This window comes from Bradyrhizobium sp. 155 (assembly GCF_023101105.1).
Taxonomy (GTDB): Bacteria; Pseudomonadota; Alphaproteobacteria; order Rhizobiales; family Xanthobacteraceae; genus Bradyrhizobium; species Bradyrhizobium canariense_D.
The window spans coordinates 4,833,447-4,849,136 of sequence record NZ_CP064704.1 but is presented as its reverse complement, the minus strand read 5'-3'; the positions used below and the strand labels follow the sequence as shown (position 1 = coordinate 4,849,136).

Genomic DNA, 15,690 nt, shown 5'->3' with positions numbered 1-15,690 from the left:
CGCCTTGACCGTCTCCCGGGTGTCTCGACCGCAGGCAGCGATGGCCTGGTCGGCGGCAGCCTCCAATTCGAACGGTGCCGGTCGGGATGGCTCCCGATCCCGATTCACTAACCCACGTCTACCTAAGTATGGTCACTTCATACCTGCGCGCGATGGCGCCGACCGAGGGCTAATGTTACTGATACATCCAGACTGAAAAGTAACGGAACCGGCCCTGCGAGCCGGCAGTTGCGGGACGAGACCGGCGGCGTAGCGCCCGCCGGCCCTTCTCCCGATCTAGCGGCGCTTCGCCGCTCAACAGACGCTTACGGCCGTAGTTTGTGCAGAGAGTCCGCCATGAGAAACATCGCCGACCTCCTGATGTGGTTCAGACGGGGAAGCCAACGCGTGTCCAATACTCAGGTTGCAGCTATGGCTGAAGATCGATCCAGCATGGCTGATTTTGTCCGGATCCTGCAGGCCTGCGATCAAGCCCAGTAAGACAGGGGTTTGGTGCGAGCGCGTCAGTCCGTGATGCGGACGTCCGAGCAAACCAAAGCCAAGACCTCACACCACACCGCGTCCAGCTGTTTATGCCTAGCACGTCCGTTCAGGGTCAAACGGCGACAAGAGCAGAGGACTCTGATTTGCAGCTTCGGGCAAACTGCGGAAGTCACTCGGCTCCAGCCTTGGTTCAGTTCGGCGCTGATGTCAGTCAGCCCCAACGGTTCGCGCGCCGCATACAATGAAGCTAGCGCGGGATTCTGCTAGGTCCGGGCCGGGCCCAGCAACTGCCTGCTGAGACCTCCAATGACTTCGCACTGTTGCATTGGCCCCCGCGCCGCGCTGCCAGCAACATGAACCGCCTGCATGTCCCGTTCCTGCAGGGCACCCGCCGCATTGACAACGACATCAACGCCGGCAAGAGCGTCCTTCCATTTCGAAGCGTCGGTGGTCCGACCATATCGAGGGTGATGTGGTGCGTATCAGGTGCGGTGGGTGGCGCGACACCAATACGCATTCGGGCCCTTCGGCGGACAGTCTGGCCTGGATTGCCGATCGAACAAGCCCCGTGCCACCAACGAGACGGATGCGCATTGACTGGTCCTTCGATCGGCGGCGGCTTTCGCAAACTGCTGATCGAACAATTAAAGGTGCGGACGGTTAAAGCACGGCTGATGCAATCGTTCCTCGCGGCGGAACAGGTGAGTTGGCCGCAAGCAGCGCCTTACCGTTGGCAAGCATCGCTTTTCGAGCGCACGACGATCGCCACCGACGTTGCGGCGTCATCGATATCGACGGCAGGTCATTCAAAGGGCCAGATCCGGCATTACGGCTTCCACTTCGTGCCGCTTACTCGAAGATCTCTTGAATCGGTGACATGTCGGCTTTCGGCGGCAAACCACAAGTAAGTTCAGCCTATCATCTACCGCTGCTGTTGACTCCAAGCAGATGAAGCCTTGGGATGGGTATACGACTGCCGAACCCGTCGAACTGGGCCAGGGACTTGCGGGAGCACAACCACATTCTTGGTGAGCTCTTAGCCAGTGTTTCTGACCGCCTCTGCCAGCATGGAGTAGAGCTGCTGCTTGCTGAATTCCTTGGGCGGCTGCCTCTGCACTGCGTTCCGCGACACCTTCCGTGCGACTGGACGGGCGCAGGCAGCCGACGAGGTCGGCCTCAGCTTCGGGCGCGGCCTTATCTTGGGCGTTGCTGTGGGCGGCTTGTGGCCGCGCTTCAACCCCAGACGGGTCAGCATGCCGCAGACCGCGTTACGACTGCACCCGAGACGACGCGCAATCTGCGCCGCGCTCTGTCCTGCGGACCAGAGCCTGTTGAGGAGCGCTATGTCTTTCGCATCCCAGCCCATGAGAGATATTATAGCGCCGGCTGCCGAACACGCCAGTCTAGTCTTCGTCCGGCTCGCGCACGACCGGCGGTTCGTCAGCGTCATCTTCCTCTTCGTCGTCCTCGTCGTCTTCATCGGGATCTCTTGGCGGCATCGCGGTGCCCATAAGCACAAGCGGTGTCCAGTAGATCGCGGCGGTGGAAAATGCTTCGAAGGTATGTTGCTTCATGTGGCTGCTACTCCTCGAGAATACGCGTAGTCGCATATTCATGGCGGATGGCACGCGCGTCCAGGGCGCGATCGGTGCAAACGAGATGGAAACATCAAGTCGACGACATGAGCAAAGGAGGGCAACCGGCACGCAAATGGCGGCGTTTCAGCTACTTTATGCCCGAGAACTCATTCGGCTCTATGTTCACCAAAACCTCGCCGGTGGTGATTTCGGGAACTCCAAGATCGAGGTCATGTAGACTTGCTTGAACAAACGCGAGTATCTTGTCGTTCGCTGCATTGGCGCTTTCGCGATCGTCAAATATCATCACGGCGATACCAACGCCGTCGCCCGCATCCAGAACTTGGTAAGATCTGAAGCCGTGCGATTGCCTTAGGATCTGGCCGACGCCGCTCTTGGCGCGGCGAGCGGCGTCCGCTACCGAACGAACCTTGGTGTACTTGCGAATGACCATGTACATGAGGCCACCATGCGCCACACGCCTCGACGCATCAAAGCATATCGGTCCCGGTCGGACTAGGGCCAACTTCCGAGACCGGGCCACAGTGTCCGGCTAGGCGAACAGGGCAACGCGCCTTTTCCAATGAGTCCTCCTCGCCCTGCGCATGGGGCGAGGTGCTGAGGCTCAGGAGCTCTCGAACTTGAACGATACGTTGAGCTTGGCGCGATAGGCCTCGACCTTTCCCTTGTCATCGAGCTGCATATCCAGCTTGACGACCTCTGCAATGCGAAGATCTCGGAGAGATTTTGCAGCTTGCTCGACCGCATTTGCGGCGGCCTTCTCCCACGAGTCGTTGCTGGTACCGACCAGTTCAATGACCTTGTAGACGCTATCAGGCGTGTCGTCCTCCTGTCCGGGATGACGAAGGAAATCTAGCATCAGGATCTCGACCCCGATACGGGGATGCCGTCCGGAGCCGGAAAGGGACAAAATTGCATTTGGCGGGGGCAGCTTTTGGCCGGAGCCAACCTGCCGGGCCAGCGCCATCATGTCCGCTCCTAGCGAGCAGACGGAAAAACGTCCGATTGCCTGTCACTTTCCTGTTTGACCCGGTGCCGACCATTTCAGTCTCGGGTCACTCGATCGCGGCTGCTGAGACTAACCAAAAATACGAACCGGCTAAGCCGTCCAAGCCCCTGGCTCCGGCGCTTGCCACCAGGCAGGGATTCGCATCCGTGCTGGCTTGCCCTTGTCCACCTGCTCTAGCGACGGTCTGTAGATAGCTATCGGTCAGATCTCATGATTTGCCGCGGAAGCAGGAGCACTACATTGATCTGGCGATCGAGGATCGTCGTGGCGATGATCGTCGTCTTCGAACTCATCGTGGCGGAGCATTTAACTTAGTGCTAGAGACAACCCTCGCTCAGGCCGGCAGACCGGCATCACATCCACAATCTTGCCTCCCGACCGGTTGCGCTTTCACATTGCCATGCCAGCGTGGAGATCGGTCCAAATCTTACCGCAGCGTCGCCCATCAACCGGGTGGTTGCGTCGCGGACCGAGGACAGGATCGTCGCCCGGCGAAACGTGGACGGCTCGATTAATTGAGCGCGCTGCCGCGTATTGCCGCCAAAGTGCTAGACGAGCTTATGAATTCGGGGGCCAGGCGCGCAATTAATCCATCACGCTGCCAGATTTAAGCCGCATGGGGCCCATATCGCCGCGAAGGCTTTGCCGGTGGGGACGCATTGGCGCGAATATCGGTGTTCGCAGTGCAATAGATCTTGCTCACTGTCCATTCGGTCTTGAACGAGGAGCAGAAGCCCTCCGTGGCCGCGTCGTTCCTTCTTGCTCGCAATTTGCGTTCGACCTTTATGGATCACTCGGCCTCGAGCTTCATGCCTTTCGGCTCGGCCAGAGATCAAAGAGCGTCAAGATGTTCTGCCGACCCCCGCCGCCCTGGAGCAGGACAACGCGACATGCTCGCGATGCTGGCGACGCTGGAGTTCTCGATCTCTGCTCTGTCGCGCCTTGGCCCCTGTCACTAGCGCCCCTGAAACCTGAACAGCACATCCTGCATGAACCTCATCCCGCAGGATGCGCTCTTCAGAAGCTAGAACCGACAGCTATCAGCGGCAGCCGTAGCGACCGTTAATCAGAACGCGGAGACATGCCGTGCCAACCGCGGCCGCGCCAACGGCCGCGCCGCCTACGACCGCGCGCCATGTGGTGCGCCGTGCAACGCCGGCGACTGACACGAGTGTCAAGGGGCGCCCGACGCGCAGGGCGCCAATTTCCTCTATGTGCGCCGTAATGGGCCCTAGGGTTACCGGATCAACCAATTTGCAGCGCCGCGCGCCAATCAGCGTGAGGATGATTGGGGGGGCGTGCCCCGAATCGATGTGGTTTGCCATCGAAGCCGTGTGCGAGCGGCCACTAATCCTTACCTCCTCGTGATCTATGGCCTTTCCATGCTCGATCTAGTGGAAGGCGGATGCACTTAGGACGAAGTGATGCACTGGCGCGAGCGGTTCAGGGCTCGCTGCGGGGCGGCCTGACGTTGCTCAGCAACAAGTCCGCTGCCAAGATCGACACGCTGGTCTATCGCATCAATCACGCCCCAACCGCGCCCTGTTTCGCCGGGGCAATTCGGAAGAGCGGAAATCGATCCATTGCCAGTGATCGTCCCTGAGGCACGGCTTACGGGCACCGAGTCGGCCATAGGCTCGATTGCCGCAGTGGCTGACGTGACGAGCGCGAACAGAGCGATGAGAACGAGCGGCGATGTTGGATCAGCGGATCCCCGGTTCGAGCCCTGGTGCGCCAACCATATCAAAACTGTTCGTATTCAATTAAATTACGGATGGGGTCGACGAGAACAAGGCGGATCTGGTGCGACGTTTTTTGCGTATCGTGCCCCGGATAGCAGTGCGACTTATGCTTTTCCTTTGTTTCTGCATCTTCGCGCAATGCGATACGGTGTGCAGATTAAACGGCACAGGTCGATTACGCGCTCGTCGTAGAATAGGATACCAAGGCGCGCAAATGCACAACCTGTTTTGCCTAGTCGCCTCGTGATCCCTCGACCGTTTCTGCGACAGCTTGGTGATTTAATCCCCGTCGCGGCAGCCAGGATCGGCAGGGCTTCGATCGACTTGATCTTCTCGATCGCAAAGCGCGAGGTGCGTGCTCGAAGTTGGAACCAGCAATCCGGCCATAATCAAGAAGCGTCGGCAGGGTGGGCTGGTACGGTGAAGTGAAAAATTGCGCCGTGGGGCTGGTTGCGCGTCACCCACAAGCGTCCGGCATGCGCTTCGATAATCGAACGACAGATCGACAGTCCCACCCCCAAACCGCTGGGCTTCGTCGTGTAGAAGGGGGCGAAGGCGTGCTCGAAGGTTTCAGAGCTCATCCCCGGTCCCGAGTCCTTCACCTCGACGAGAACACCGTCCGGTGCACCCTGCGCGGTGGTGATCAGCACTTTCTTGGCTCCATTCGCGACCGTGCCGATTGCCTGGACAGCGTTGATAATCAGGTTGAGAACCACTTGTTGCAATTGGACGCGGTCGCCCTCGACAAGCGGTAAGCTGTCTGCAAATTCCGTCTGCACTGAGATGCCGTTCTTCATCGCTTCGCCGCGGGTAAGCTCAATAACGTCCCTGATCGCCTCATTGATGTCCAAGCGATCCTTCCGGGGCGGTGCTTTTTTTACGAGATCGCGAATTCGTTGGATGATGTCGCTGGCCCGAGCGGTATCGTTCATAAGCCAGTCCAGTGATTCCCTGACCCTCTCAAGATCCGGCGGATTTCTGTCCAGGAAGCGCGCGGCCGCACCAGCATTCATGGATGCCGCGGCAATCGGCTGGCTCACTTCATGCGCGATCGAGGCCGTGAGTTCGCCCATGGTGGCGAGGCGGTTAGCGTGCGCAAGCTCCTTCTGTATCTCGCGCAGCGCCTCTGCGGCCCGCTTCTGTTCGGTGATGTGCCGTCCAACGCCGCGATAACCGATGAAGTGCCCGGACTTGTCGAGCACCGGTAGCCCGGAGACGGACACGTAGCGCTTGCCGCCATCGGGCGTAGGGCGCGCGAGCTCGAAATCGCGGAACGGCAGGTGGGCATCGAGCGTCTCCCGATGCTTGCGCCAAGCCTCCTCGTCGGGCTCCAAGTAGGGCACTTCCCAGCGCGTCTTACCAAGTTCAGAGCCCGACGCGGGTGCATCGACCATGCCTTCGGCGAATTCCTGGCGAATGAAACGATGCCGCGCATCGGATTCCCAGTACACGTCGAAAGAGAACTGTACGAGAGTCCGGAAACGCTCCTCGCTCTCCTGCAGAGCCACTTCCGATCGTTTGCGCTCCGTCAGGTCAACGACAAAGGAGACACCCTGGTCTCGTTGTTCGTCGAACGCAGCCATGCCGATCAACACCGACACGCGGCTTCCGTCCTTGCGGAAATACTCTTTCTCGAACGGCTGCACGCTACCCATCTTTTTTAGTTCCGGGATCCACCATCGCTCGTGGCGGTCGAGCCATTCAGGCGGCGTCAGGTCAGTCCAGCGCAGGCGGCCCGAGACGAGATCCTCACGGTCGTATCCCACGATGCTGAGAAACGCATCGTTGGCCTCCAGAATCGAACCTTCAAGCTCCCAGATGATGATTCCGATGATGTTGGCATCGACAAGGCGTCGGATTTTCGCTTCCCGTTCTCCGAGATCGCGGTACAAAGCCGCATTTTCCAGTGCGATTGCTGCCTGTGAGGCGAGCAGCTTCAGCACCGCAATTCGCGCCGGTGCAACAACGTAGGGCGTCAGTGTATTCTCGAGGTAAAGCACGCCGATAACTTTCGCACGGTTGATCAGGGGCATGCAGAGAATGGAACGAGCGTTGCGCTGATTAACGTAGGGGTCCGTGGCAAAGGGAGGCTGGACCGTGGCATCCTCGAGAACCGCGCACTCTCTAGTTCGCAGTACGTAATGGAGAACGGATTCGGGAAGGAGATCCGCGGTCACCGCTGTATTGCGCATTTCAACAGTAACTTTATCGCCGGTTGTGGTGGCTTCCGCTTCGATGCGCGGCTCGGTGTCGTGCGACAGGATCAGCAGACCGCGTTCAGCCCCTGCTTGTTCGATGGCAGTGCGCATGAGCGTCTCGATAAGCGTCTCCAGAACCATCTCACCTGACACCGCTTCCGACATCTTGATGACAGTGGCGAGGTCGAGATGCTCGACCGGCGCTCCAATCGTGCTCATCGGGCCTGGCTCTGATCTCGCCTCCCTGAGGTGCGGATGCATATCCTCAAGTTGCCGCACTTTGCCGTCTGCCCCCCAACGAACATAGCAGTCGCGCGCTCTCCGCAAATAGATGCCAGAAAATTCTTCGAAACCACGCTCGCCGTAAAACCGCGCGGCCAATTCATAAGCGAGCGCCTCGTGGTGGACGAAGCCGTTGTCGCGAGCGGAGCGGATGGCTTGTTCATAGAGACGCTCCGCGTCCAGTTCTCTGCCTTGGAGACGGGCGATCTCGGCGCCGGTTAGAATAGCGCGGTCCGCGAAATTCTCCGGGCAATTCTGTGCCCACAAATCGAGCTGCGTGTGGTGCCCAGTCAGGGCCTCAAGGTGCCCTTGACGTTGTTCGGGGTGTGCCGAATTCCAGCATGCAGCGTGCGATAGCGCTGCATAGAACTCGTATTCCACCGTCTCGAGTAGCTGCGGTGGTGACCACGGCAGTCTCCGTGCCTTCGATGCGGCGTCGACGGCCAGCGAATAGTCGCCGGCAAAGAAGCACGCTTGCAGCTTGCGGATCCAATACCAGCTCTCGGGCAGCGCGAATGCCGGATCGGCGGCCAAACGCCGTTCGAACCGAAGCTCGTCGGACGGGTCGTCGTGCAGAGCGCCGAAACGCCGCGTCAGGCCGCGCAGCATACGGATTAGCGCAACCTGCGGCATTATGATGTCGGCCACCAACGCAAACTTCGCCTTCTTGCTCAACTGCAACCCGTGCTCGGCTTCGCGCTGCGCTTCTGCAAGCGCATCGCCCGCCGCAAGGAAATTCGTATTCAAGCTGGCGCAACTGAAGGCCGCGAACGTGACATCGCCACTGCTGCTCGCGGCCTCAAATGCCCGCTGAAAGGCGTCTCGGGCATGCTGGAGGTGCTTGGTCCATGAAAGGACAAGGTTGCCATAGTTCAGGTAGGTCCTGGCGTGCACGCGCGAAAATCCGCACCGCTCGACCAGCTCAGTGCCGATACGGCTGAATCGAAGGCCCGCCTGATAGTCGCCGAAGCGCGCGCCGGCAATGGCGCCGAACATGACGTAAGGAACGCATGAAGCATCGTTGTTCCCCCACTCGAGGCTGATCTCCACCGCTTTTAGGGCCACCAGTGAGCGAAGGTTCGCATCAGTGAAAAACGCCGGCGGCATGAGCGCCGTCAAAAGATCTATGGTCGCTAGTGCGAGTGCATCACTCATTAGCGGCAGATCCAATAGCTCCTCGACCGACCGATTCCCGAGCCGAGATCGGACGTGCTCGTATTCGCGTCGGACGTGATCATCGCTTGGGTGGACTACCCATCGAATCCCGAGTTGTTCCAGATAGCTGAGACCGGCGCTAATCGCGCGGTCCGGCTCACTGAGCGCCGTATACAGATCCACCCGACGGCGCGCGACGACAGCAAGGTCGGCAGCGGTCGCGGTTCGCGTCGTCAGCTCCTGTAAGCGCTGTTCTGCCTCCAGGACCGAGCCAGTCACGAACTCGCATTCGGCGCGATGCAACTCGAACGCAAAGGCAAGCTGCTGGCGTTGTTCCCAGCAGTCGTCTGGTAACAATGCGGCACCGGCAGCGGCATAGTTGAGCGATGCCGCGTAGGCCGCCGCCTCCCACGCGCGCAGGCTGGCTGTCAGATTAAGCTCTGCGAGTTGCTCGCGTTCGTCTCGCGAGGTGATCAAGGACTCGCCACGGTTGAGCTGGTTGACGATCTCGAAAATAGCCTTCTCCCACTTCTCCCGGGGGTCTGCGCCAGTAGCTCCCGACCGATTCGCAAATGCAGCGCCGCGCGTTGATCATCAGCAATCAGCGAGTAGGCGGCTTCGTGCACTCGATCGTGGACAAACCGATACACTCCTGGCTGGTGCTCGACCAATTCCTGGCGAATGGCCTCCCACAGATCCGCGTGTACCCGCTGCTCGGAGCGACCGAGGACGATCGAAATTGTCCTCGTGTCGGCGACGTTGCCGAGACAGGCCAGCCGCTGCAGCGTGATCTGCGTCTCGGCAGGCAGGCGGGTCAGCTTTGCGATCATCAGATCCACGACATTGTCGGTGTGGCCCTTGACGCGAATGCGAGCGAGATCCCAGCACCAGAACCGTGCGTCATGATCGAAGCGGACCAATCCCTCTTCGGCAAGCGCCTGAAGGAATTGAATCACAAAGAATGGGTTGCCGGCCGTCTTATCGTGAATCAACTTCGCGAGTGGCGCGGCACGCGTCGAATCGCAGCGAAGAGCATCGGAAATCAAACGCGAAATGTGTGAGCTGGCAAGCGGCGCTAAAATGATCTGCTGCACGTTAGCGCCAGCACTCTTTATGGCCTCAAGCCTGTACCACAATGGATGAGCGAAAGTGACCTCGTTGTCGCGAAAGGCGCCGATGAGCATCAGGTATTGCAGATCGGAGCGGGTTAAAAGGTCCTCAACCAGATCGAGCGTGGCGGCATCGACCCACTGGAGATCGTCGAGGAACAACGCCAATGGATGCTCGGACTGTGCGAACACCCCTATGAAGCGCCGGAGCACGAGACGGAAGCGGTTCTGTGCTTGCTGCGGGGGGAGCTCAGGGACGGGTGGCTGCTCTCCCACGATCAGCCGCAATTCAGGGATCAGGTCGGTAACGAGTCGTCCATTGGCGCCCAGCGCACCATGAAGCGCTTGGCGCCAGTGCGTCAGCTCGGCTTCGTTCTTGCTCAGAAGGAACCGCACGAGGCTCTGAAAAGCCTCCACTACCGTTGAATAGGGAATATCGCGTTTGTATTGGTCGAACTTGCCTGATGCGAACAGCCCGTGGGACGGAACAAGGCGACGATGGAGCTCATTGACTACCGAGGATTTACCAACGCCGGAATAGCCGGTAACCAGCATCAATTCCGGCGCGCCGCTCTTGATCATCCGGTCAAAGGCGGCCAGCATGGCTTCAATCTCGCGGTCCCGTCCGTAGAGCTTCTCAGGGATCCGCAGTCGGTCGGGCGTGTCGTATTGTGCGAGCGCAAACTCTTCGATGCGGCCTCCGGTTTCCCATTCGATCAGGCAGCGGCGTAGATCATGTTCGAGGCCTGAAGCGCTCTGGTAGCGTTGCTCGGCGGATTTGGCGAGCAGCTTGAGGACTATGGTCGAGATTGCAGCCGGTACAGTGCTTACCCGCTCGCCGGGCGCCACTGGCTTTCGCGCAATGTGGCAATGCACCCACTCCATGGAATGTGCCGCTGAGAACGGCAACGAGCCGGTCAGCATCTGATAGAGCGTAACGCCAAGTGAATAGAGGTCACTGCGGAAATCGATCGAGCGGTTCATCCATCCGGTCTGTTCGGGCGCCATGTAGGGCAGCGTGCCCACGATGAATTCCGGCGGCCCAGGGGCGCGTCGCTCGCGGGCGAGGCGCGAGGCGATACCGAACCCGGTGAACCGGACCCGTTCGTCCTCGCAGTTCACCATAATGTGCGCCGGCTTCACGTCCTTGTGGACGAGGCCGCGTTGGTGCACCTTGTTCAGGGCTGCGGCGATGCCGATCGCGAGCTGCAAAAAGCGTCCGATGTCCATGGGCGCACCAAGCAACTGTTCGAGCGGCTGGCCACCAGGATCCTCAAGCAGCAGCACTGGACGGTCACCATCGCACTTCAGCCCGAGCGGCCGCATTGCCCAGGTCTCATCTAATTGGTCTTTCAGCGCAAACTCGTGATCAAGACGATCGAGGAGGCCGGACGAAGCGTGTTTCGCCTTGGGAAGTACCGCCAATACAGTTCTGCATGCGCCATCGGAAGCCGGGCGCAATGGCCGACAAAAGATGCGGTCATCGTCCTCCCATAGCACTTGGAACCTGCTGTCCATGCGCATCAACCCAAAACACTGGGTTTAACCCCGAAGCCTCCGCGTGACCAATGTCAGGTGAGGAGGTACTGTGTTGCGCTCTGTGGCCACATCGACACTGCCATAAAAGCGGGGTTCTGCCCAGCGTAAGCTGCGGCGCCAGGCAGATGACGGCGAGAAAGCCGAAGCGGCGCTAGCCGGACATCAACCGTGATCGCGCGCGAGCCGGCGGGCGAATTCAGCGGTGTATCGAACTCGAAATATGCTGCCCGATGCGTCGCCACAACTTCTGCTGGCCGTCCGGACCGGCTCGAATGCGAACGGCTTCTGCGGCTCAGGTGTGGTCTGGGCACCGGATTGCTGTGCGGTGCGGCCCACGAGCTGATTGGCTCATAAAGCGGACGCGCACCGCCTTTGATTCCGGTCGCCGACCTTCATCCTACTCAGTGGTAACAATCCGTGGTTAATGTCACCATCATCCAGAATTCAGAGCTATCGGATGTAGGCGCGCCAGCCGCTGACAGCGCCCTTTACATCTCGCGGGGTCGATTGGCTTCGGCGCTGGCGTTTCGGTTCTCATGTTGTGCGCGGATCGGCCGATCCGTCGACCGTGCAGGCCACAGCCTCAAATAGCAGTTTGAGATAGTTGCAGGTCCTGATTTGCACTTATGCGGCTGTGTCGTTGGTTCGTTGGTTCGAACGTTTGTGAGATAGTACGACGTCCGAGGACACTTCCTGAAAGTAGCTCAAACTTGCCCAGATGGACTGGAGCGAGAGAGGATGATCGTACCGGTGGTCATCCGCGCAGAGGGTTGAATTGCTGGTCGGCATCGTGAGGTCCTCCCCAGGCGGCGCAGGAGAGGTTTGTGCCCGTTAAGAGCGGCGCCGGCCGGCGTGTCGCGCCCTTGGGTTCCTGAGATGATCAGAGCGGCCTGTCCCGTTGCGCAATGCAGCTTACATGGGGACGTCAATTGTCGCACATCTGTGTCGACGAGCCTGGATTTGCACGGGGTTCGCCAGCATAGGCGGGCCGGTGCTCACGAAGCTGGGGCATGAAAGCAACAGTCCACAACACGTTGCACCAGCGCACCACTGTTAATTTGCGCGATCGGGACGATTCAGGCCTGCTCTCTGCAACGAACCTAGTAGCTGCGGGGGATGACAATGACTGTCACGCGTGCGATTGGCGCTGCTGCCTTGTTTCTGATGACGCTTAGCTCTGAAGCCTATGCTGCGCGCCAGCACAGACCGGGAGAGCGGATTTCTTGCTCAGAGGTCAAATACTACGTTGCTAAGTATTCGGCGGCCCTGGCTGAGATGTATGCCCGTAATCACGGGGCCACCGGCGCCCAGATCGAGCGGGCGCGGCGTTGCTTGGCCTCGAATGAGGCTGCCGAAACAGGGCAACGCAGGTCCTATAGCGAATGAGCATGACGCAGCCTTCGTAATAAAGCGCGCTGGCCGGGGATATCCTGCAAGGTCAGGGCTGTACGCCTACCCGCGGTCGCAGCTGACGATCGAAGTTAGCTGATTGCCTTGCACGCGCAGATAGGCCTTCCGACTAGTGGCCAGGCGAGCGCGCGATTGCACACTCGCACGGAGGCCGCTCCGCAGTCATGTCCTCCTCCGCTCATCGCATGCTGATTCCCAATCATCGGTGTCGGGCCATATCCTCTTATCGCTCCAATTGGTGCCAAAGGCTGTCGCAGCAATTGCACGCTCGACCTCGGAAGCCAACACGCTCAGATGATCGGCAAGCCTCGCGAACAACTCTCGTTTTTGCAGGTCGGTGGCCAGATCGCTGATCGATTTGCAGTCGGCTGCGGCTTTGAGGAGGTTCTCCAGCTGCTCTTGCATGTCTCTCATCGTCTGTGTGCCCCAAAGGCACCCTCGGCTTCATTCAGTTGAACTGATTGAGGCGTACGTGAGCTCCCGTCGATCCATTTCCGAACGGAGCGATTCAGCATAGGTGCGCAGATTGTCGCCAACAACGCGGGAGCGTCCGCCATTTGCGCGATCAGCCAACACCTGTCGCCGCACGCTTTCCCAAAGAGACAATAAGGTCTGATCTTTCGTTTGAAAAGGTCATCCACAGGCCTCCAGTACATGGCGCGCCGATAGTACGCGTACCTCATGAGCGGGATTGTTCGGTTGCGGACATTGCCGTGGAGAAGCTAGGCGCCCGTTGCACATTGGCCACATCGTCCATGTTCGGGATAACGGGCTATCACGCCGAAAGGCGCGATGGTTTGCGGCATCCCCCCGTTTCAGTTACTACGTCGGCAGAACCAAAGCGCGAGACCGGGCTGCATTCATAGAGAAGATCCCCTCGATTTCGAGACGCATGGTATCGTGGCATTCGCACGCCACCGCTGCGAGCCGCAATGGGTCAATCTCGATTTCTCCTCGCCGTTCAGATCTGATCGCTCCGGAAGCGCGCAGGTTGCGCATCAGGAGCGTCACTGTCGTTCGTCGCACACCCAGTATTTGCGAAAGCGCCTCTTGGGTGAGTGCGAGGACGTCGTGGTCGGCGCGGTCGCGAAGATGGAGCAGCCAGCGTGCCATGCGGGCTTGGGCCGGATGCAGAGCATTGCAGGCGCCGCCGATTTGTAGCTGTATCAGCATCGCTTTGAAATGAATCTGGACTGCGTGGCGGATCGCGGCGCTTCGGCTAAAAGCGGCGTGGAATCGCGATGCGGGGATCCGCGAGGCGATGCCCGCGGCACGAACGACGGCGGTAACGGCCGAAGGGGACGGCCCCAGCACGGAAAGAGTGCCTACTGCTCCCTCGCGCCCTATTGCGGCGCTGGCGACCGTCTGTCCGTTGGCCATGTCGATCATCACAGAAATGGCGCCACTATGAGGAAAGAGGACGTGCTCGGTCTGGTCACCCGCCTGCGAGACGACCGCATCCCGATCGAGCGCTACCATCTCTAGCTCGGGCGCCAGCAGTTCGAGGTCCGCCGCCGGCAGTGTTGCCAGAAGTCGGTTGCCAATTTCGGCGGGAAGCGTCACTGCGGCCTACCTCGAACGATCCGCCGCATCGCATTTCGAGCGTCATAGGGCGGCCAACTCGAACTTTGTTTGAATCCGCCTACGCCTCGCGCCCCGAAGTCCAATTCAGCTGCGGAAGCTCTCAATCTCAAAAACTCCAACCACACGCGCCTCGGAGGCGAATTGTTGTCTCTCAGGATGATTTAGGAGTTAGGTCCCAGCGCCCCGCTGCACAATTGCGAAATGCGCATGGGTAACACCATAGGGAGTTCCGCTTTCCGGGACGCGGCAAGCGCTGCGGCGATCTCGGAAGTGTGGGGCTCGGCTTGACCTAGAAGCTCAACAGCTACGTGATGAAGCCGGGTCATTTCCGCCAGGAGAAACGAGACAGTCTGCTTAGGAAGGCCCGGCAGAACGAATTCACGTCTCAGATAACCGAGTGGCTGACCTTGCCAAGATGGCAGCCACCGAAATAGGGCGCCTCCGTTGGCGCATGAGTGGCGGCTCAAACGAGCATCCACATCGTAAACGCGGCGCAGAGGCAGATCGTGCCCACGACAGTCATCCGGCAAAGAAGCGCTCGGTCCGGTCCATGTCGATCATCTTCGAGATCGATCCACGCCCATAAACGTTTAAAGCTGCACGCTGGCTCCTGCTTGCGCGCGTCGCAATCTGTCAGAGCTTACGTCCCATTAGACGGTGTGAGCGCAGTCGTGCGACGAACGAAGACGACGCCGATCCACGAGTTGGAGCGTTACATGCGGTGCAAGGATTGTTCGGACGTGCGGGGCTATTGCAGCGGGCAAAACGGACGATCTGTTCTGTCTGCCGCAGAAAGATACCGTTGATGCAGAACCAAAACCAGAATGTTCGGGTCGGGATTCGAGTCGTATCGCCACCAACATGGCAACGACTTTGTACGCTAAAGTACGATCTTCTACGATGTTGTACTCTGACGGCAGCGGTTCGAGCGCTCGTACGGATTGTCTCAGCCGCGAAAGCGCGGCGAACTTTCTGAAAGTCAGGTCGATGCCACAAGCGGGCGATGCGGGACAGCGGGCCTGAAGAACGGGCGGCCGAGTTCGACCGGCTCGGACGCATGGGAACGCTTCCTCCTTCTACCGAGGCAGGTCCGGTCCCTTCAGCTTTCGCGTGGGCTGCGATCGAGGTTCACCGAGAAATAGTCGACCACTTCCGTAGCCTCGGCGTCTTGCCTGAAACCCCGCTGTTCTTCGAAATCGACGGAAGGACCATATGGATGAACTGCTGGCGGCGTACAATGACATCACCGCTTCCGGATTGGGCCCCTCCCAACCGCAATGCGATGCGGCGAAGGCGGAGCAGCGTTCGCTGGCGGAGCCATGCGCAAAGTTCCGTTGTCACGCCGATCTAGCCGGCTTGACCTCTTCCGCATCAGCCACGCGTTCGCTGAGAGGGCGGCTTAAACTCCACGACCTCGTGCTGGTCGCACGGATTAGCTCGCTCATTTTTCTTGACGATTAGCTCAAGCTCGAGAGCCTCGAAGGCGAGTTCATCCGCCAAGCGCTTAAACAGCTCGCGCTTTTCTATGTCCGTCGCTTGCTGGCTCATCAGCATAAACTCTCTGGCGTCAGCGCGGACCTT

At 59.6% G+C, this 15,690-nt stretch carries 9 protein-coding genes and 1 pseudogene; 3 read left to right on the top strand and 7 right to left on the bottom strand.

From position 1 onward, the window contains the following. Nucleotides 1–336: 336 nt before the first annotated feature. Together IVA93_RS23680 and IVA93_RS23675 are read left to right on the top strand one after the other, a co-directional pair. Nucleotides 337–480: a hypothetical protein gene (locus IVA93_RS23680; RefSeq protein ID WP_018458798.1), complete on the top strand. Its 144-nt coding sequence runs from the start codon at nt 337–339 to the stop codon at nt 478–480. A 356-nt stretch (nt 481–836) separates the two neighbouring features. Continuing rightward, nucleotides 837–1,391 carry a hypothetical protein gene (locus IVA93_RS23675; RefSeq protein ID WP_247366731.1) on the top strand — a complete coding sequence of 185 codons (555 nt, stop codon included), beginning with the start codon at nt 837–839 and terminating at the stop codon, nt 1,389–1,391. A 128-nt stretch (nt 1,392–1,519) separates the two neighbouring features. Here the strand turns inward: IVA93_RS23675 and IVA93_RS23670 are convergent, their stop codons facing one another. The 7 genes and pseudogenes from IVA93_RS23670 to IVA93_RS23635 form a co-directional block, all read right to left on the bottom strand. Further along, entirely contained in the window at nt 1,520–1,849 is a 330-nt protein-coding gene (locus IVA93_RS23670) for a GcrA family cell cycle regulator (protein WP_085350875.1), read from the bottom strand. Between the two features lie 37 nt (nt 1,850–1,886). After that, entirely contained in the window at nt 1,887–2,057 is a 171-nt protein-coding gene (locus IVA93_RS23665; protein ID WP_166517563.1) for a hypothetical protein, read from the bottom strand. A gap of 151 nt (nt 2,058–2,208) precedes the next feature. After that, on the bottom strand, nt 2,209–2,520 hold the full coding sequence (locus IVA93_RS23660; protein ID WP_085350876.1) for a hypothetical protein: 312 nt from the start codon (nt 2,518–2,520) through the stop codon (nt 2,209–2,211). Nucleotides 2,521–2,685: 165 nt separating this feature from the next. Next, entirely contained in the window at nt 2,686–3,051 is a 366-nt protein-coding gene (locus IVA93_RS23655) for a dodecin family protein (RefSeq protein ID WP_275974734.1), read from the bottom strand. Nucleotides 3,052–5,221: 2,170 nt separating this feature from the next. Next, nucleotides 5,222–11,100, bottom strand: a pseudogene (locus IVA93_RS23650) (AAA family ATPase). Between the two features lie 1,587 nt (nt 11,101–12,687). Continuing rightward, entirely contained in the window at nt 12,688–12,930 is a 243-nt protein-coding gene (locus IVA93_RS23640; protein ID WP_247371114.1) for a hypothetical protein, read from the bottom strand. 417 nt (nt 12,931–13,347) lie between these two features. Next, a complete protein-coding gene (locus IVA93_RS23635; RefSeq protein WP_085386237.1) occupies nt 13,348–14,088 on the bottom strand; it encodes a Crp/Fnr family transcriptional regulator in 741 nt (246 codons plus the stop codon). Between the two features lie 1,233 nt (nt 14,089–15,321). Between IVA93_RS23635 and IVA93_RS23630 the strand changes: the two genes are divergently transcribed. Beyond that, the gene (locus IVA93_RS23630; RefSeq protein WP_158091481.1) at nt 15,322–15,570 is read left to right on the top strand and encodes a hypothetical protein; all 249 of its coding nucleotides are present in this window, start codon (nt 15,322–15,324) and stop codon (nt 15,568–15,570) included. The last annotated feature ends 120 nt before the right edge of the window (nt 15,571–15,690 follow it).

What these genes read in the sequence shown, in the direction of transcription:
- IVA93_RS23680 (WP_018458798.1), top strand. Translation starts at nt 337, where the DNA reads ATGAGAAACATCGCCGACCTCCTGATGTGGTTCAGACGGGGAAGCCAA.
- IVA93_RS23675 (WP_247366731.1), top strand. Translation starts at nt 837, where the DNA reads ATGAACCGCCTGCATGTCCCGTTCCTGCAGGGCACCCGCCGCATTGAC.
- IVA93_RS23670 (WP_085350875.1), bottom strand. Translation starts at nt 1,849, where the DNA reads ATGGGCTGGGATGCGAAAGACATAGCGCTCCTCAACAGGCTCTGGTCC.
- IVA93_RS23665 (WP_166517563.1), bottom strand. Translation starts at nt 2,057, where the DNA reads ATGAAGCAACATACCTTCGAAGCATTTTCCACCGCCGCGATCTACTGG.
- IVA93_RS23660 (WP_085350876.1), bottom strand. Translation starts at nt 2,520, where the DNA reads ATGTACATGGTCATTCGCAAGTACACCAAGGTTCGTTCGGTAGCGGAC.
- IVA93_RS23655 (WP_275974734.1), bottom strand. Translation starts at nt 3,051, where the DNA reads ATGATGGCGCTGGCCCGGCAGGTTGGCTCCGGCCAAAAGCTGCCCCCG.
- IVA93_RS23640 (WP_247371114.1), bottom strand. Translation starts at nt 12,930, where the DNA reads ATGCAAGAGCAGCTGGAGAACCTCCTCAAAGCCGCAGCCGACTGCAAA.
- IVA93_RS23630 (WP_158091481.1), top strand. Translation starts at nt 15,322, where the DNA reads ATGGATGAACTGCTGGCGGCGTACAATGACATCACCGCTTCCGGATTG.